Source organism: Streptomyces colwelliae (assembly GCF_048158785.1).
Lineage (GTDB): Bacteria > Actinomycetota > Actinomycetes > Streptomycetales > Streptomycetaceae > Streptomyces.
The window spans coordinates 1-17,525 of sequence record NZ_JBLTJC010000001.1 but is presented as its reverse complement, the minus strand read 5'-3'; the positions used below and the strand labels follow the sequence as shown (position 1 = coordinate 17,525).

At 69.7% G+C, this 17,525-nt stretch carries 16 protein-coding genes; 13 read left to right on the top strand and 3 right to left on the bottom strand.

Annotated features, from left to right (window positions below):
• The first annotated feature begins 50 nt into the window (after positions 1-50).
• The 9 genes from ACNFOC_RS00080 to pssA all read left to right on the top strand — a co-directional run bounded on the left by ACNFOC_RS00080 (position 51) and on the right by pssA (position 10,985).
• Complete coding sequence (locus tag ACNFOC_RS00080; RefSeq protein ID WP_416955234.1) at positions 51-1,856, top strand: 3-hydroxyacyl-CoA dehydrogenase family protein; 1,806 nt, start codon at positions 51-53, stop codon at positions 1,854-1,856.
• A gap of 118 nt (positions 1,857-1,974) precedes the next feature.
• Positions 1,975-2,802 (top strand): TetR family transcriptional regulator, encoded by an 828-nt coding sequence (locus tag ACNFOC_RS00075; RefSeq protein ID WP_416955232.1) that lies wholly within the window; start codon positions 1,975-1,977, stop codon positions 2,800-2,802.
• 424 nt (positions 2,803-3,226) lie between these two features.
• Positions 3,227-4,564, top strand: coding sequence for a crotonyl-CoA carboxylase/reductase (gene ccrA / locus ACNFOC_RS00070; protein ID WP_416955415.1), 1,338 nt, complete (start codon positions 3,227-3,229; stop codon positions 4,562-4,564).
• Positions 4,565-4,581: 17 nt separating this feature from the next.
• Positions 4,582-6,621 (top strand): ethylmalonyl-CoA mutase, encoded by a 2,040-nt coding sequence (locus ACNFOC_RS00065; RefSeq protein WP_416955230.1) that lies wholly within the window; start codon positions 4,582-4,584, stop codon positions 6,619-6,621.
• Positions 6,618-7,589, top strand: coding sequence for an HpcH/HpaI aldolase/citrate lyase family protein (locus ACNFOC_RS00060; RefSeq protein WP_019062927.1), 972 nt, complete (start codon positions 6,618-6,620; stop codon positions 7,587-7,589). Before ACNFOC_RS00065 ends, ACNFOC_RS00060 begins: the two co-directional genes overlap by 4 nt.
• A gap of 5 nt (positions 7,590-7,594) precedes the next feature.
• Positions 7,595-8,107: a MaoC family dehydratase gene (locus ACNFOC_RS00055; RefSeq protein WP_328827622.1), complete on the top strand. Its 513-nt coding sequence runs from the start codon at positions 7,595-7,597 to the stop codon at positions 8,105-8,107.
• Between the two features lie 2 nt (positions 8,108-8,109).
• Positions 8,110-9,315, top strand: a complete 1,206-nt coding sequence (locus ACNFOC_RS00050) for an acyl-CoA dehydrogenase family protein (protein WP_416955226.1) — start codon at positions 8,110-8,112, stop codon at positions 9,313-9,315.
• 169 nt (positions 9,316-9,484) lie between these two features.
• The gene (locus ACNFOC_RS00045) at positions 9,485-10,141 is read left to right on the top strand and encodes a phosphatidylserine decarboxylase (protein WP_033279388.1); all 657 of its coding nucleotides are present in this window, start codon (positions 9,485-9,487) and stop codon (positions 10,139-10,141) included.
• A 22-nt stretch (positions 10,142-10,163) separates the two neighbouring features.
• Positions 10,164-10,985: a CDP-diacylglycerol--serine O-phosphatidyltransferase gene (gene pssA / locus ACNFOC_RS00040; protein ID WP_363096127.1), complete on the top strand. Its 822-nt coding sequence runs from the start codon at positions 10,164-10,166 to the stop codon at positions 10,983-10,985.
• 85 nt (positions 10,986-11,070) lie between these two features.
• On the opposite strand, the gene ACNFOC_RS00035 is transcribed toward pssA, so the two are convergent.
• The gene (locus ACNFOC_RS00035; RefSeq protein ID WP_416955412.1) at positions 11,071-12,189 is read right to left on the bottom strand and encodes a glycerate kinase; all 1,119 of its coding nucleotides are present in this window, start codon (positions 12,187-12,189) and stop codon (positions 11,071-11,073) included.
• Between the two features lie 210 nt (positions 12,190-12,399).
• Here ACNFOC_RS00035 and ACNFOC_RS00030 point away from each other — a divergent pair, with 210 nt between their 5' ends.
• The gene (locus ACNFOC_RS00030; RefSeq protein ID WP_416955223.1) at positions 12,400-13,476 is read left to right on the top strand and encodes an ADP-ribosylglycohydrolase family protein; all 1,077 of its coding nucleotides are present in this window, start codon (positions 12,400-12,402) and stop codon (positions 13,474-13,476) included.
• On the opposite strand, the gene ACNFOC_RS00025 is transcribed toward ACNFOC_RS00030, so the two are convergent.
• On the bottom strand, positions 13,473-14,492 hold the full coding sequence (locus ACNFOC_RS00025; protein WP_416955221.1) for an NAD-dependent epimerase/dehydratase family protein: 1,020 nt from the start codon (positions 14,490-14,492) through the stop codon (positions 13,473-13,475). The genes ACNFOC_RS00030 and ACNFOC_RS00025 overlap by 4 nt on opposite strands.
• Positions 14,493-14,627: 135 nt before the next feature.
• Between ACNFOC_RS00025 and ACNFOC_RS00020 the strand changes: the two genes are divergently transcribed.
• Positions 14,628-15,182: a TetR/AcrR family transcriptional regulator gene (locus ACNFOC_RS00020; protein ID WP_416955219.1), complete on the top strand. Its 555-nt coding sequence runs from the start codon at positions 14,628-14,630 to the stop codon at positions 15,180-15,182.
• On the opposite strand, the gene ACNFOC_RS00015 is transcribed toward ACNFOC_RS00020, so the two are convergent.
• A complete protein-coding gene (locus tag ACNFOC_RS00015) occupies positions 15,151-16,041 on the bottom strand; it encodes an SDR family NAD(P)-dependent oxidoreductase (protein ID WP_416955217.1) in 891 nt (296 codons plus the stop codon). The two genes, ACNFOC_RS00020 and ACNFOC_RS00015, sit on opposite strands and share 32 nt — an antisense overlap.
• Before the next feature lie 108 nt (positions 16,042-16,149).
• Here ACNFOC_RS00015 and ACNFOC_RS00010 point away from each other — a divergent pair, with 108 nt between their 5' ends.
• On the top strand, positions 16,150-17,043 hold the full coding sequence (locus tag ACNFOC_RS00010; protein WP_416955215.1) for a helix-turn-helix transcriptional regulator: 894 nt from the start codon (positions 16,150-16,152) through the stop codon (positions 17,041-17,043).
• The coding region (locus tag ACNFOC_RS00005) for an NUDIX domain-containing protein (protein WP_416955212.1) at positions 17,040-17,525 on the top strand (486 nt) is incomplete at its 3' end. The genes ACNFOC_RS00010 and ACNFOC_RS00005, both read left to right, overlap by 4 nt.

Genomic DNA, 17,525 nt, shown 5'->3' with positions numbered 1-17,525 from the left:
CCCGCACTCCGTGCGCTCCCAGTCGTCACCCTCATTCCAGGAGTCCCGCGATGGCAACTCCCCTGTCCGACGCCCCTCTGTCCCCGTTCAAGACCATTGCCGTCGTCGGTCTCGGCACGATGGGCACCGGTATCACCGAGGTCCTCGCCCGGGCCGGCCGCGAGGTCGTCGGCATCGACGTCAGCGAGGCCGCGACCGCCAACGCCCTCGCCGCCCTGGAGACCGCGACCGCCCACGCCGTGCGGCGCGGCCGGCTGACCGGGCAGGAGCGCACCGACGCCCTGGCCCGCGTCCGCACCTCCACCGACCTGAGCGCCGCGGCCGACGCCGACCTGGTCATCGAGGTGGCCCCGGAGTCGTACGAGATCAAGCACCAGATCTTCCGCGAGCTGGACGGGATCGTGCGCCCCGACACCATCCTCGCGACCGGCACGAACGCTCTGTCCGTGACCCGGCTGGCCGCCGACTCCGCGCGGCCGGAGCGGGTGCTCGGGCTGCACTTCTTCAACCCGGCGCCCGCGATGAAGCTGGTCGAGGTCGTCTCCTCGGTGCTGACGGCGCCCGCCGCCGTCGCCGCCGTCACCGAGCTGGCGATCGAGCTGGGCAAGGAGCCCGTCGCGGTCGGCGACCGGCCCGGATTCGTCGCGGACGGGCTGCTGTTCGGCTACCTCAACCAGGCGGCCGCGATGTACGAGGCGAAGTACGCCTCCCGCGAGGACATCGACGCGGCGATGCGGCTCGGCTGCGGGCTGCCCATGGGCCCGCTCGCGCTCCTCGACCTGATCGGCATCGACACCGCGCGCACGGTCCTGGAGGCCATGTACTCCGAGTCGCACGACCGGCTGCACGCCCCCGCGCCGATCCTGAAGCAGCTCAGCGAGGCGGGTCTGACCGGCCGTAAGACGGGTCGCGGTTTCTACTCGTACGAGACTCCGGGCAGCGCGACCGTCGTGCGGGACGCGCTGACCCCGCCGGAGGGCGCGCAGCTCACCCCGGGGCGTACGGTCCGCTCGGTCGGGGTCGCCGGCTCCGGCACGATGGCGTCCGGTATCGCCGAGGTCTTCGCCAAGGCCGGGTACGAGGTCGTGCTCGCCGCCCGCAGCGAGGAGAAGGCGCAGGTCGCCAAGTCCCGTATCGGCAAGTCGCTTTCGCGCTCCGTCGACAAGGGCCGCATGACCGCCGAGGCCGCCGCGCAGACCCTGGACCGGATCACCGCGGCGGGCTCCTACGACTCCTTCGCGGACGTCGACCTGGCCGTCGAGGCCGTCGCCGAGGACCTGGAGATCAAGCAGCAGCTGTTCGCGACGCTGGACAAGGTCTGCAAGCCGGGCGCGGTCCTGGCCACCACGACCTCGTCGCTGCCGGTCGTCGCGTGCGCCCGCGCCACCTCGCGTCCGCAGGACGTGATCGGCATGCACTTCTTCAACCCCGCACCAGCGATGAAGTTGGTCGAGGTCGTCCGTACAGTGTTGACGGATGTTGACGTCCAATCAACAGTTCACGAGGTGTGCGTCAAGATCAAGAAGCATGCCGTCGACTGTGGCGACCGAGCCGGATTCATCGTCAACGCACTGCTATTCCCGTACCTCAACAACGCGATCAAGATGGTGCAGGAGCACTACGCGTCCCTCGACGACATCGACGCGGCGATGAAGCTGGGCGGCGGCTACCCGATGGGCCCCTTCGAGCTGTTGGACGTCGTCGGGCTCGACGTGTCCCTGGCGATCGAGAAGGTCCTGCACCGCGAGTTCCGCGACCCGGGCCTCGCTCCGGCACCGCTTCTGGAGCACCTGGTGGCCGCGGGCTGCCTCGGCCGCAAGACGGGCCGCGGCTTCCGCGAATATGCCCGCCGCTGAGGATCCCGGCGACCGGTTCGCGGCCGACGGAGACTGGGGCGGGCTGCTCGACCCCTCGGAGGACCCCCCGCCCACGGTGGGCGGGGGAAACCCCCGACGTGCACGCCAAGCTGCGCACATGCAGTACGTTCGGGTCATGCCCCAGCCCGCCAAGCCCGCCCGTACACCAGCCACGCCCGACGCACCGGAGAGTGCCGCGGGCAGTCGCGCCGCCGCCCAGCGCCTCAAGATGCGGCGCGAGTTGGCGGCGGCCGCGATGGAGCTGTTCGCGACCAAGGGGTACGAGGCGACCACCGTCGACGAGATCGCGGCCGCGGCCGGGGTCGCGCGCCGGACGTTCTTCCGCCATTTCCGCTCCAAGGAAGAGGCGATCTTTCCCGACCATGACGACACCTTGATCCGGGCCGAGGCGGTACTCAATGCCGCCCCCGCGCACGAGCACCCGCTCGACACCGTGTGCCGGGGCATCAAGGAAGTCATGCGCATGTACGCGGCCCAGCCGGAGATCTCGGTCGCCCGCTACAAGCTGACGCGCGAGGTGCCCACCCTGCGCGAGGCCGAGATCGCGTCGGTGGCCCGCTACGAGCGGCTGTTCACGCGCTATCTCCTGGGCCACTTCGACGAGCACGCTCACGACGACGACGCCAACGACGACCCGCTGCTCGCCGAGGTCGCCGCCTCGGCCGTGGTCACCGCCCACAACCACGTGCTGCGGCGCTGGCTGCGGGCCGGCGGCCAGGGCGACGTCGAGGCACAGCTCGACCACGCCTTCGGGATCGTACGGAAGACGTTCGGCAGCGGCATCGGCGCCGGCCGCACCACGACCCCCAAGCCGGCCACCGCGATGGTGCACCAGCAGGGCGAGGTCCTGGTGACGGTCGCCCGCACCGACGCGCCGCTGGACGAGGTCATGCGGACCATCGAAGAGGCACTGAGGGACCGCTGACCTCCCCACCCCGCTGTGATGACGGCCACCCCACGGGGTGGCCGTTTTGGCATGTCAGAGCAGGTTTTCAGGCACCTTTCAGACCCCGTTCGATCGATCATCGCTCATTTGTTACGTAAAGATTTCACCTGAGAGCGATTCGTGGCACTCGGTGCCTTGCGAGGTGACACGCAGTGTCATACGTTGAAGGTGTCCGGGCGGCCGGCGTGCAGAGACCTTTCGTACGTCGGCTGTCCCCGCAACCCACCACTGGGCTGCGCGCCCGGACGCCTGCGTCACAGGCAACCTCCCGCGCCACAAAGCGCTGCCGAAGCACCACCCGCCGAACCGACGGCACCTCAGCACCCACCCTCAGCAGCAGCACCGACGTAACCATCGGCGCCCCTCCCTCAGGGCGCCCTTCGCCGGAGGCAATACCGTGACCGTGAAGGACATCCTCGAAGCGATCCAGTCGCCGGACTCGACTCCGGCGGACTTCGCCGCCCTGCCGCTCCCCGAGTCGTACCGCGCGATCACCGTGCACAAGGACGAGACGGACATGTTCGCGGGCCTCACCACCCGCGACAAGGACCCCCGCAAGTCGATCCACCTGGACGACGTCCCGGTGCCCGAACTCGGCCCGGGCGAGGCCCTGGTGGCCGTGATGGCCTCCTCGGTCAACTACAACTCCGTGTGGACGTCGATCTTCGAGCCGATGGCGACCTTCGGCTTCCTGGAGCGCTACGGCAAGCTCAGCGAGCTCACCAAACGGCACGACCTGCCGTACCACATCATCGGCTCCGACCTCGCGGGCGTCGTCCTGCGCACCGGCCCCGGCGTGAACGCCTGGAAGCCCGGCGACGAGGTCGTCGCGCACTGCCTGAGCGTGGAGCTGGAGTCGAGCGACGGGCACAACGACACGATGCTCGACCCCGAGCAGCGCATCTGGGGCTTCGAGACCAACTTCGGCGGGCTCGCCGAGATCGCCCTCGTCAAGTCCAACCAACTGATGCCGAAGCCGGACCACTTGTCGTGGGAGGAGGCCGCCGCCCCGGGCCTGGTGAACTCCACCGCCTACCGGCAGCTGGTCTCCCGCAACGGCGCAGGCATGAAGCAGGGCGACAACGTCCTCATCTGGGGCGCGAGCGGCGGACTCGGCTCGTACGCCACGCAGTTCGCGCTCGCGGGCGGCGCCAACCCCATCTGTGTCGTGTCCTCGCCGCAGAAGGCGGACATCTGCCGGGCGATGGGCGCCGAGGCGATCATCGACCGCACCGCCGAGGACTACAAGTTCTGGGCCGACGAGCACAACCAGGACCCGCGCGAGTGGAAGCGCTTCGGCAAGCGCATCCGTGAACTCACCGGCGGCGAGGACGTGGACATCGTCTTCGAGCACCCGGGCCGCGAGACCTTCGGCGCAAGCGTTTACGTCACCCGCAAGGGCGGCACGATCGTCACCTGCGCGTCGACCTCCGGGTACAACCACGAGTACGACAACCGCTACCTGTGGATGTCCCTGAAGAAGATCGTGGGCTCGCACTTCGCCAACTACCGCGAGGCCTGGGAGGCCAACCGGCTGGTCGCCAAGGGCAAGATCCACCCGACGCTCTCCCGCGTGTACTCCCTGGAGGAGACCGGGCAGGCCGCCTACGACGTCCACCGCAACCTCCACCAGGGCAAGGTCGGCGTCCTGTGCCTCTCCCCCGAGGAAGGCCTGGGCGTGCGCGACGAGGAACTGCGCGCCAAGCACATCGACGCGATCAACCGCTTCCGGAACATCTGAGGGCTGAGGTCCAGTACATGACTGAGCGCCAGAAAGACCGGCCGTGGCTCATGCGCACGTACGCCGGTCACTCCACGGCAGAGGCGTCCAACGAGCTGTACCGGCGCAACCTCGCCAAGGGCCAGACCGGTCTGTCGGTCGCGTTCGACCTGCCGACGCAGACCGGCTACGACTCCGACCACATCCTCGCCCGCGGCGAGGTCGGCCGGGTCGGCGTGCCGATCGCGCACCTCGGGGACATGCGTCGTCTCTTCCAGGACATCCCTCTGGACCAGATGAACACCTCGATGACGATCAACGCCACCGCCATGTGGCTGCTGGCGCTCTATCAGGTCGTCGCGGAGGAGCAGGGTGTGGACATCACCCAGCTCCAGGGGACGACCCAGAACGACATCGTCAAGGAGTACCTGTCGCGGGGCACGCACGTGTTCCCGCCGGTCCCCTCGCTCCGGCTGACGACCGACATGATCTGCTACACGGTCAACCACATCCCCAAGTGGAACCCGATCAACATCTGCAGCTACCACCTCCAGGAGGCCGGGGCCACCCCGGTCCAGGAGATCGCGTACGCGATGTCCACCGCGATCGCCGTCCTGGACGCGGTGTTCGCGTCCGGCCAGATCCCCGAGGACCGCAAGGGCGATGTCGTCGCCCGCATCTCCTTCTTCGTGAACGCGGGCGTCCGCTTCATCGAGGAGATGTGCAAGATGCGCGCCTTCGGCCGCATCTGGGACGAGATCACCCGCGAGCGCTACGGCATCGAGAACCCGAAGCAGCGCCGGTTCCGCTACGGCGTCCAGGTCAACTCCCTGGGGCTGACGGAGGCGCAGCCGGAGAACAACGTCCAGCGGATCGTGCTGGAGATGCTGGCCGTGACGCTGTCGAAGGACGCACGCGCGCGTGCCGTCCAACTCCCGGCGTGGAACGAGGCGTTGGGGCTCCCCCGGCCCTGGGACCAGCAGTGGTCGCTGCGCATGCAACAGGTGCTGGCGTACGAGAGCGACCTGTTGGAGTACGCGGACATCTTCGAGGGCTCGCACGTCATCGAGACGAAGGTGGCCTCCCTGGTCGAGGAGTCCCTCGCCGAGATCGACCGCATCGAGGAGATGGGCGGCGCGATGGCCGCCGTCGAGTCGGGCTATCTCAAGTCGCAGCTCGTCTCCTCGCATGCCGAGCGGCGGGGCCGTATCGAGTCCGGTCAAGAGAAGATCGTCGGCGTCAACATCTTCAACACGACCGAGCCCAATCCACTCACCGCCGACCTCGACACGGCGATCCAGACGGTCGACCCGGCCGTCGAGGCGCGGGTCATCGAGTCGTTGCAGCACTGGCGGGATACGCGCTACCAGCCGCCGTTCAACCACCCGCGCCCGTGCAAGGCGCTGGAGCGGCTGAAGGAGGCCGCCAAGGGCACCGGCAACCTCATGGAGGCCACCCTGGAGTGCGCCCGCGCCGGTGTCACGACCGGTGAGTGGGCCGGGGCCCTGCGGGAGGTGTTCGGCGAGTTCCGGGCGCCCACGGGCGTCTCGTCGGCGCCGGTGGCGGTGCCCGCCGAGGAGGGCTCGGCGATGGCCGGCGTACGCCGCAAGGTGGACGTGACGGCGCGCGAGATGGGCGTCGGCAAGCTGCGGTTCCTGGTCGGCAAGCCGGGCCTGGACGGGCACTCCAACGGCGCCGAGCAGATCGCCGTACGCGCGCGTGACGCCGGCTTCGAGGTGGTCTACCAGGGCATCCGGCTGACCCCGGAGCAGATCGTGGACGCGGCCCTCGCCGAGGACGTGCACGCGGTCGGGCTGTCCATCCTGTCCGGCTCGCACGCCCAGTTGGTGCCGGACGTGCTCGAACGGCTCCGTGTGGCCGGTGCCACAGACATACCTGTCATCGCCGGTGGGATCATCCCCAATGGTGACGCCGAACAGCTGCGGGCCGCCGGAGTCGCGGCGGTCTTCACACCGAAGGACTTCGACATCACCGGAATCATCGGCCGCATCGTCGACGAGATCCGGAAAGCGAACAAGCTCGACCCCCTGCTCGACCCCTTGGAGGTCCCCGCATGACCACGCCCGCCCCCGTCAACCGGCTTCGCCCGCGGCGCTCCTGTCTCGCGGTCCCCGGGAGCAACCCGCGCTTCCTGGAGAAGGCACAGGGTCTCCCGGCCGACCAGGTCTTCCTGGACCTGGAGGACGCGTGCGCGCCGCTCGCCAAGCCCGAGGCGCGGCACACCATCGTCAAGTTCCTCAACGAGGGCGACTGGACGGGCAAGACGCGGGTCGTGCGCGTCAACGACTGGACGACCGAGTGGACGTACCGCGATGTCGTCACGGTCGTCGAGGGCGCGGGGCAGAACCTCGACTGCATCATGCTGCCGAAGGTGCAGACGGCCCAGCAGGTCGTCGCCCTGGACCTGCTGCTGACGCAGATCGAGAAGACGATGGGCTTCGAGGTCGGCAAGATCGGCATCGAGGCGCAGATCGAGAACGCGCAGGGCCTCAACAACGTCAACGAGATCGCGACGGCCTCCCAGCGCGTCGAGACGATCATCTTCGGCCCGGCCGACTTCATGGCGTCGATCAACATGAAGTCGTTGGTCGTGGGCGAGCAGCCGCCCGGCTATCCGGCGGACGCCTATCACTACATCCTGATGAAGATCCTGATGGCCGCCCGCGCCAACAACCTCCAGGCGATCGACGGCCCCTACCTCCAGATCCGCAACCTCGACGGCTACCGCGCGGTCGCCCAGCGTGCCGCCGCGCTCGGCTTCGACGGCAAGTGGGTGCTGCACCCGGGCCAGGTCGAGGCGTCCAACGAGATCTTCTCGCCCTCTCAAGAGGACTTCGACCACGCCGAGTTGATCCTGGACGCCTACGACTACTACACGTCCGAGGCGGGCGGCAAGAAGGGCTCCGCGATGCTCGGCGACGAGATGATCGACGAGGCGAGCCGCAAGATGGCGCTGGTCATCTCGGGCAAGGGCCGGGCGGCCGGCATGGAGCGCACGTCCAAGTTCGAAGCCCCGGAGGCCTGAGCACCATGCAATTCGGACGCACCTACGAGGAGTTCGAGGTCGGCGCGGTCTACAAGCACTGGCCCGGAAAGACCGTCACGGAGTACGACGACCACCTCTTCTGTCTCCTGACGATGAACCACCACCCGCTCCACATGGACGCCAACTACGCCGAGAACACAACGGACTTCGGCAAGAACGTCGTCGTGGGGAACTACATCTACTCGCTGCTGCTCGGCATGTCGGTGCCGGACGTGTCGGGCAAGGCGATCGCCAACCTGGAGGTCGAGTCGCTGAAGCACGTGGCGCCGACCTTCCACGGGGACACGATCTACGGCGAGACGACGGTCCTCGACAAGACGCCCTCCAGGTCGAAGAACGACCGCGGGATCGTCTACGTCGAGACCAAGGGCTACAAGCAGGACGGCACGCTGGTCTGCGTGTTCCGCCGCAAGGTGATGGTGCCGACCGAGACGTACATCAAGGAGCGCGGCGGCGAGCAGCCCGGCCGCCCCCAGCTGAAGCAGACGGAGAAGTAGCCATGGCGCGACTCGCCCAGACCGCCGGTCTCACCGACATCCAGCGGGAAATCCTGTCCACCGTCCGCGACTTCGTGGACAAGGAGATCCTCCCGGTCGCCACCGAGCTGGAGCACCGCGACGAGTATCCGCAGCAAATTGTCGACGGGCTCAAGGAGTTGGGCCTGTTCGGCCTGATGATCCCGGAGGAGTACGGCGGCCTGGGCGAGTCGTTGCTGACGTACGCCCTGTGCGTGGAGGAGATCGCGCGCGGGTGGATGTCGGTGTCCGGCATCATCAACACCCACTTCATCGTTGCCTACATGCTCAAGCAGCACGGCACCCAGGAGCAGAAGGACCACTTCCTGCCGCGCATGGCGGCCGGCGACATCCGGGGCGCGTTCTCGATGTCGGAGCCGGCGCTCGGTTCGGACGTCTCGGCGATCACGTCGAAGGCGGTGAAGGACGGTGACGAGTACGTCCTGACCGGACAGAAGATGTGGCTGACGAACGGCGGAACGTCGTCGCTCGTCGCCGTCCTCGTGCGAAGTGACGAAGGACACCCGGAGGGCACCGCGCCCCACAAGTCGATGACGACCTTCCTGGTGGAGAAGGAGCCCGGTTTCGGAGAGGTCCGGCCCGGTCTCACCATCCCCGGGAAGATCGACAAGATGGGCTACAAGGGCGTCGACACCACCGAGTTGATCATGGACGGCCTGCGGATTCCGGCCGACCGCGTGCTCGGCGGCGAGACCGGCCGAGGTTTTTACCAAATGATGGACGGAATCGAGGTCGGGCGCGTCAACGTGGCGGCGCGTGGCTGCGGTGTCGCTCAGCGTGCCTTCGAACTGGGCGTCTCGTACGCGCAGCAGCGTCACACCTTCGGGAAGCCCATCGCCCAGCACCAGGCGATCCAGTTCAAGCTCGCGGAGATGGCTACCAAGGTCGAGGCCGCCCATGCGATGATGGTCAACGCGGCACGCAAAAAGGACTCCGGGGAACGAAACGACCTTGAGGCAGGGATGGCGAAGTACCTCGCCTCCGAGTACTGCAAGGAGGTCGTCGAGGACGCCTTCCGGATCCACGGCGGGTACGGCTTCTCCAAGGAGTACGAGATCGAACGCCTTTACCGCGAGGCGCCGATGCTGCTGATCGGCGAAGGTACCGCCGAAATCCAGAAAATGATCATCGGGCGCAGGTTGCTCGAAGAGTATCGATTCCAGGGCTGATTGTCCGTTTCGGGGTGTTTTCATCGAGAAGAAGATCACACCCCGTCAACGCTCCTCAGCCGCCGACTCGGCTTCCTGGCTTGCCCAGTTGTGGCCCGCGACCGGTACGATCCCGGGAAAGCCGCCGTCCCCCGTTACAGCGCGGCATCATCCGCTACGAAGGTCATCCATGCCCCACAGCCAAACCTCTGCACCACGCGACAGCCTGGCAGGCGTACGCCTCGCGCGCGGAGCATCGCCGTGGCTCCTGCCGACCGTCGCCACCGCAGCCCTCAGCCTGGTACGTGCGCGCAAGTCCGGCGCCGCCAAGGCCGTGGCCGTACCCGCCACCGCGCTCGCGGCGGGCATGCTGTGGTTCTTCCGCGACCCCGAGCGCGAGATCACCCAAGGCCGGGTCATCTCTCCCGCCGACGGTGTGGTGCAGAGCATCATGCCGTGGAAGGACGGTCGCACCCGCGTCGCCATCTTCATGAGCCCGCTGAACGTCCACGTCAACCGCGCGCCGCTCTCCGGCACGGTGACGTCGGTCGAGCACATCCCGGGCGGTTTCGTTCCCGCGTTCAACAAGGAGAGCGAGAACAACGAGCGGGTCGTCTGGCACTTCGACACCGAGCTCGGTGACATCGAGATGATCCAGATCGCCGGCGCCGTCGCCCGCCGCATCGTCCCCTACGTCCCGCAGGGCACGAAGGTCGAGCAGGGCGAGCGCATCGGACTGATCCGTTTCGGTTCGCGCGTCGACATCTACCTCCCCGAGGGTGTCGACGTGGACGTGGAGGTCGGTCAGAAGACGGTGGCTGGGGTGACTCGCATTGACCGTGGTTGATCCGGAGACACAGACGGGCTGGGTGCCCGAGGCCGATGAGGTGGACGACGAGGAGGAGATGCCTCTTTCTCTCCGCCTCTCAATAGCGGACACCCTCACCCTCGGCAACGCCACCTGCGGCTTCATGGCGGTGTACTTCACCACCACCGGCATCCTGATCCCGCATCTGACGGGCAACGACGAGTCGACCGGCATGGCCCGCCACAGCGCGGCCACCGCGGTCATCCTGATGCTGTGCGCGGCGGTCTTCGACCTCTTCGACGGCCTCGTCGCCCGCAAGCTGCGCTCCTCCCCCATGGGCGCGGAGCTGGACAACCTGTCGGACCTGATCAGCTTCGGCCTCGCGCCGGCGTACTTCGTCCTCGTCTACGGCATGGTCGCCGACGACGCGCACCAGAGAGTGGCCGCGGTCGGCGCGATCGTGGTGCTGCTGGCGGTGGTGCTGCGGCTTGCGCGCTTCTCGTGCGTGACGCCACCGAACGGCATGTTCCAGGGCATGCCCTCCCCGTTCGGCGCGCTGACGGTGGTCTCGATCGTGCTGCTCGAGCTGCCCTTCGCGGCGACGCTCATGGCGATCCTCGGCACCGCCTGGCTGATGGTGAGCCGGGTCGAGTACCCGAAGCCCCGCGGTCGCCTCGCGGTCGCGATGCTCGCCTGGATCGTCCTGTCGATGGGCCTGTTGGCATCCTGGGCCTTCGACGCCCCGGGCGGCCAGCTGCTCCTTCAGACGGGCTGCGCGCTCCAGCTGGTCATGGGCGCGGTGATCCCGCTGTTCGCGACGGCCCGCCGGGTGAACAACTTCCGCGGCAACCGGCGTGAGGCGCGAGCCGCACAGCTTCCGTAGCGGTCGTAGAACGCGCGTTGCAGTACGACACGAAGGGCCCCGAGCCACTTGGCTCGGGGCCCTTCGACGTTCCTCGGGGTGCGGCTCAGACCAGGAAGTCCCGTGCGATGTTCTCCGCCACGCTCTCCAGGATCGGGCCCGCGTCCGCGATGCACTTCACGACGTCCGGCTCGATCGACGTGAGGGGATACGCGCGGCGGATACCGGCGTGGCCCAGGGACTGTGGGGGCAGGGCGAGGCGGCCGCAGACTGCTACGACCTCCTTGCCCTCCGCGCGGGCCGCCGCCGCGACGCCTGCCGGGGCCTTGCCGTGGAGGGTCTGTTCGTCGAGGGAGCCTTCGCCGGTGATGACGAGCGTGGCGCCCTCCAGGGCGGAGGCGAAGCCGAGGACGTCGAGCATGACCTCGATGCCGGGGCGGAAGCGGGCGCCGAGGAGGAGCGCGCCGTAGCCGATGCCACCGGCGGCGCCTGCGCCGGGTGCTGCGGCGTACTCGGCGGCCTTGGCGCCGATCGCCTCCTCCAGGACCTTCGCGTAGTGCCCGAGGGCCGCGTCGAGGGCGTCCACGTCGTCCGGCGCCGCGCCCTTCTGCGGGCCGTAGACCGCGGGGGCGCCCTTGGGGCCGGTGAGCGGATTGTCGACGTCGCTCGCGAGGACCAGTTCGACGGAGGCGAGGCGCGGGTCGAGGCCGGTGAGGTCGGCCGAGGCCAGGTCGGTCAGGCCGCCGCCGCCCGGGGGGACCGGTTCGCCCTCCGCGTCCAGGAAGCGGGCGCCGAGCGCGGAGAGCATGCCCGCGCCGCCGTCCGTCGTGGCGCTGCCGCCGACGCCGAACACGATGGTGCGCGCGCCCGCGTCCAGCGCGGCCCGCAGCAGTTCGCCGGAGCCGTACGTCGAGGAGGTGAGGGGGGCGAAGACGCCCTTGGGCAGCCGTTGCAGCCCGCTCGCCTCGGCCATCTCCACCACGGCCGTGTCGCCGCGTACCGCGAAGGCCGCGGTGACCTCGTCGCCGAGGGGTCCTGCGACCCGTATCTCGCGCCGCTCGAAGCCTGCCGCGACGGCCGCGTCCACCGTGCCGTCGCCGCCGTCGGCGACCGGCATCGCCGCCACGTCCAGATCGGGTACGACCCGGCGCAGCCCGGCCGTCACCCGCTCGGCGACCTGCACGGCCGTCAGCGACCCCTTGAACTTGTCCGCGGCGATGAGCACCCTGTGGGTGCCCCTCTGTGCAGCGTTCGCCACCTTGCGATCCCCTTGCTCTACGGGCCCCCGCGCGTTCCGGGGCCAGTCGCGCCGCTGCGACCTTAACCGGCGGACGCCCCCGCCGTCATGCCCCGACCGAACGCTGGGACCGCGCTGAGCGGACCCTGTGCCGCGCTCTGTGCCGCTGCCCGGCCCGGAATCGGGTACACCGGAGGTATGACCCCTGTAGGCACTGAGCCGGCGCTCGCGGACCGCGTCCTCGGGGGCTGGCTGGGCCGGATCGCGGGCAACATGCTCGGGAAGCCGGTCGAGCAGGGCGACCTGTGGACGCGCGACCGCATCGACCGCTATCTGCGGCAGGCCGCCGCCCTGCCGCTGACCGACTACCTGCCCGAGCCAGCCGACGAGTCCGACGGCTTCGAGCTGCGCCCCGAGTGGCAGCGGTGCGTGCGCGGCCGGATCCACGGCAGCTGCCGTGACGACGACGTCGACTACGCCGTCCTCGGCCTCGACCTGCTGGAGACCCACGGCTTCGGCTTCAGCACCGAGCAGGTCGGCGAACTGTGGCTGCGGAGACTGCCGTACCTCCAGACGTTCACGGCCGAGCGCGCCGCCTACCGCAACCTCGCCAACGGCCTCAAGCCACCGCTGACGGCGACGCACGACAACCCGTACCAGGAGTGGATCGGCGCCCTGATCCGCGCCGACATCTACGGCTGGACGAGTCCGGGTGCCCCTCGTCGCGCGTCCCAACTGGCGCGCAGGGACGCGGTGTTGTCCCACTCCGGGAACGGGGTCTACGGCGCGATGTGGGCCGCCGCTCTCATCTCGGCGGCGTTCACCGCGCCGACCGTGCGGCACGCGCTGGACACGGCGCTGACCGTGATCCCGCCGGGCTGCCGCCTCGCGCGGACCGTACGCCGGGTGCTCACGCTGCACGAGACCCGGATGACCTGGGAGGACACGCTCACCACGCTGTCCGAGGAGACCGCCGGGCTCGGCTGGATCCACACGATCCCGAACGCGGCCGTCCTCACCGCCGGGCTCCTGTACGGCGACGGCGACTTCACCCGCACCATCACGCTGACCGTCCGCGGCGGTCTGGACACCGACTCGAACGGCGCGACGGCCGGTTCGGTCGCCGGGGTGCTGACCGGCGCGGACGCGATCCCGCCGCAGTGGAAGGACCCGCTGGAGGACACCGTGCGCAGTGCGGTGTTCGGTTTCGACGGGGCGCGGATCAGTGAACTGGCCGCGCGGACCGTGCAGTTGGCGGAGGCCGCCGACGCCTAGACGGCGCCCTGCGCGATGAGGCTCCGGGCGCAGTCAAGGACTGCCTCACGCGCGGGACGCGGTTCCCAGCCGAGGACGCGGCGTGCCTTCTCGGTGCTGTGGCGGTTGCGGCGGCCGAGCGCGGGGGTGATCTCGCGCAGCGACGGGTCCCGGAAGCGGGCGGCGAGGCGGACGGCGAAGTCCGGGAGGCGGCGCGTGGAGACGGTACGGCCGTGCTCGCCGAGGCCCTCGCGCAGGGTGCGCGCGATGTCCTCCATCCACACGAACTCCCCGGTGGCCAGGAAGCGTTGACCCGCCGCGTCCGGTGACGTCATCGCCCGGATGTGGACGTCGACCAGGTCGCGGACGTCCACGACTTCGAGGCCGATCCGCGGGACGCCGGGCATCTTGCCGCCCACCATGCGCGCGATGATGCCGACGGAGCCCATGTTCGCGGTGGTGAGGACCGGTCCAAAGACGGCACCGGGGAGGACGGTGGTCAGCTCGGTCGGACCGTCGTAGCCGTCCATGAAGTCCCAGGCGGCGCGCTCGGCGAGGGTCTTCGAGCGGCGGTAGGGGATGAGGGTCGGGTCGTCTGGATCGGTCCACAGCGATTCGTCGGTGACGCCTTCGGAGGCGTACGACGAGGGGCTCGCGGCGTTCGCGGCCGAGGTCATCACCACGCGTCGTACGCCCGCCTCGGTGGCCGCGCGCAGGACGCGCAGGGCGCCGCCGCGGGCCGCGGCGATCAGCGCGTCGGGGTCGTCCGAGGCGGCGCCGAGCGGGGAGGCGACGTGCAGGACGAGGTCGACGCCCTTGAGCGCGGCGTCCCAGCCCTCGTCGGCGGTGAGGTCGGCGACGGCGAAGCTCAGCCGGCCGGCGGGGTCGACGACGGTCGCGACGGCGTCGGAGACCGCGCGTTCCTTGCCCGGGGCGCGGACGGTCGTACGGACGTCGTAGCCGCGGCGGAGCAGCTCGGCGATGCACCAGCCTGCGATGTAGCCGCTGCCTCCGGTGACGAGGACGAGTTCGGGCATGACGGTGCTCCCTGCGGTGTCGGGTGGGGATGTGCCAGAATGAAGAACGAAGCGGAGGCCCCTCCGGTACATCCACCAACGTACCGGAGGACCCTCCGCTTAGCAATCCGACACCGGACGGACGGCCCCGCACCCGTGAACCCGAAACCGACCCGCCGCGACGCCCTCGACAACCGGGAGCGCATCCTGACCGTCGCCCGAGAGGCGATCGCCACGTCCAGCAGCGCGTCCCTCACCGCGATCGCCAAGGAGGCGGGCGTCGGCATCGGGACGCTCTACCGCCACTTCCCCACCCGGGAGGCGCTGATCCTGGAGCTGTACCGCCACGACATACAGCACCTGATCGACCGCGCGCCCGTCCTTCTCGCGGACCATCCCCCGCTCGTGGCGCTACGCCTCTGGTTTGACGAGGTCGCCCACTACGGGAGGCTCAAGTACGGCGTCGCCGAGGTCATCCACGCGGCGACCGACGGGGGCGCCGACGACGAGTACTTCGCGCCCTTCGTCGCCGCAATTGCCGTACTCCTGAAGGCGGGAGCGGCCGACGGGTCGCTCAAGTCCGGGCTCGATCCGGAGGACGTGCTGCTTCAGCTGAGCGTGCTGTGGCGGCTCGATCCGGCACGGGGTGGGGAAGCGCGGGCCGGGCGGATCCTGGACCTCATCGTGGACGGGTTGCGGGCGACTCCGTAGGCGTCATGTCGTCGAACGCCTCCGCCGTCACCCCGAACGCCCGTAGCACCAGCCGGTCCCGTAGCCCGTCCGGCAGGAAGCGCAACAGGGCGAGGGCGCGGCCGTCCTTGCCGGTGGTGGTGAGGGTCGCGGGGCGGCGGGCGGTCAGGGCGCGTACGACGGCGTCGACGGCCGGGGTGACCGGGCCGAGCGGTTGGCGGGCGGCCGTCGTTCGTACGGCGTCCAGGGCGCGGGCGTAGTGGCGTTGGGTCTCCGGTGAACCGGCCAGGCCCATCTCCGAGTTCGCCTTGTCCGCCGTGGCGAAGATGGGGGTGTCCATGGCGCCGGGTTCGACGAGGGTGACCTTGACGCCCTGGTGGCGCAGTTCCGCGCGCAGGGAGTGGGTGAGGGCGGCGAGGGCGGCCTTGGAGGCGGCGATCGGGCCGAAGAACGGTGGCGGGACGCGGGCCGAGACGGCGCCGACGTTCACGATCCGGCCGCCGGACGCCCGTAGCGCGGGCAGGAAGGCGCGGATCACGGTCGCCTGACCGATCACGTTGATCTCGAACTGGCGGCGCCACGCCTCGGTGGGGGTCAGTTCGACGGGGCCCTGGCCCATGATCGCGGCGCTGTTCACGAGCCCGTCCAGACGCGGGCCGACCTGTTCCGCCGCCGCGGTGACGGAGTCCTCGTCGGTCAGTTCGAGGAGTACGGGGGTGAAGCCGGCGTCCCGGAGCGCTTCCGCGTCCGCGGGGCGGCGGTGGGCGGCGTACACGGTCCAGCCGTCGGCGTGCAGGCGGCGGGCGACGGCGGAACCCACGCCGCCGGTGGCGCCGGTGACCAGGACGGTGCGGGGAGTGGACAGGGACAGCTCAGCCACAAGGGCCGCCTTTCGGCTGGGAGTTGGGATCGCTTCGGACCTGCGGGTCCGGTGTCCCTCCCACCCTGCGCCGGGTGGCGGCCCGGTTGAAGAGTGCAGAATTTACTGGTGCCGCCGACACCACCACCAGAAGCCGAAGAACCACCGGAAGCCAAGGAACCACCAGGGGCCAAGGATCACGGCCGCAAGGCCCTCGCCGCCTTCCTGCGGTCCCGCCGCGAGCGCGCCGACCCGGCGGAGACGGGGCTGCCACCGGGTGGCCGCCGCCGCACCCCGGGCCTGCGCCGCGAGGAGGTCTCGCTGCTCTCCGGTGTGAGCCTCACCTGGTACACCTGGCTGGAACAGGGCCGCGACATCAACGTCTCCCCGCAGATCCTGCTGGCCCTGACCCGCGCGCTGCAATTGGACGACGTGGAACGGGCGCACCTGTTCCGGCTGGCGGGCCGGCCTGCCCCCGAACCGGCCGAGCGGTCCCTCCAAGTCCCGGACGCGGTACGGGCGTTCCTGGACACGCTGATGCCGAACCCCGCCTTCGTCATCGACCGCTGCTTCGACGTCCTGGCCTGGAACCGGGCCCAGGAAGCGATCCTCGGCCCCACCCTCCTCGACCGGCCGCGCCTAGAACTCAACAGCGCCTGGCTGCTGTTCAGGGAACCGGGCGTCCGTGCCCTGATGCCCGAGTGGGAGGCGGAGACGGAGTGGATGGCGGGCCTGCTGCGGCAGCAGGCGGCGTACGAACTGGACAACCCGCGGTTCGCGGAGCTGATCGACGAACTCGTCACCACCAGCCCGCACTTCGCGCGGCTGTGGGAGGCACACGATGTGGTGGAGTTCCGCTCGTCCGTGCGCCGTTACCGGCACCCCGATGCGGGTGACATCGAGGTGTCGTTCGTACGGCTCGCGGTGCAGGAGGCGCCCTGGCTGAGCCTGATCTGTCACTTCCCCGAGCCGGGCAGCGAGTCGGAGAGGCGGCTGCGCGGGCTGGTTACCCTTCCCCAATGACCACCACGACAGACTTCGCCACGTACCTCGCGGGTCTCCCCCGCATCCTCGCCGGTGCCGCCGCCCTCTTCCGCGACACCGGGGGAAACGTCCTCCTCGTCGAGCCCAACTACCGTGAGGGCTGGGCCCTTCCGGGCGGCACGATCGAGTCCGACGACGGCGAGACACCCCGCCAGGGCGCGCGCCGCGAGACCTTGGAGGAGATCGGCCTCGACGTCGAACTCGGCCCCCTGCTCGCCGTCGACTGGGTCTACCACGGCCCGGACTACCCGCCGTTGGTGGCCTACCTGTACGACGGCGGAGTCCTCACGGCGAACGACCTCAAGTCGATCCGGCTCCAGGAGGAGGAGCTGTTGTCGTGGCGGCTCGTCCCGCGCGAGGAACTCACGGAGTATCTGCCGGGTTCGCTGGGGTTGCGGGTGCTGGTCGCGCTGGATGTGCTGGAGGAAGGGGCGGGGACCGCGGAGTTGGAGAACGGGAGG

Coding starts and splice junctions, on each gene's coding strand:
- ACNFOC_RS00065 (WP_416955230.1), top strand. CDS start 4,582: ATGACTGAGCGCCAGAAAGACCGGCCGTGGCTCATGCGCACGTACGCC.
- ACNFOC_RS00080 (WP_416955234.1), top strand. CDS start 51: ATGGCAACTCCCCTGTCCGACGCCCCTCTGTCCCCGTTCAAGACCATT.
- ACNFOC_RS00055 (WP_328827622.1), top strand. CDS start 7,595: ATGCAATTCGGACGCACCTACGAGGAGTTCGAGGTCGGCGCGGTCTAC.
- ACNFOC_RS00025 (WP_416955221.1), bottom strand. CDS start 14,492: ATGCCCGAACTCGTCCTCGTCACCGGAGGCAGCGGCTACATCGCAGGC.
- ACNFOC_RS00030 (WP_416955223.1), top strand. CDS start 12,400: ATGACCCCTGTAGGCACTGAGCCGGCGCTCGCGGACCGCGTCCTCGGG.
- ACNFOC_RS00060 (WP_019062927.1), top strand. CDS start 6,618: ATGACCACGCCCGCCCCCGTCAACCGGCTTCGCCCGCGGCGCTCCTGT.
- ACNFOC_RS00075 (WP_416955232.1), top strand. CDS start 1,975: ATGCAGTACGTTCGGGTCATGCCCCAGCCCGCCAAGCCCGCCCGTACA.
- ACNFOC_RS00045 (WP_033279388.1), top strand. CDS start 9,485: ATGCCCCACAGCCAAACCTCTGCACCACGCGACAGCCTGGCAGGCGTA.
- ACNFOC_RS00050 (WP_416955226.1), top strand. CDS start 8,110: ATGGCGCGACTCGCCCAGACCGCCGGTCTCACCGACATCCAGCGGGAA.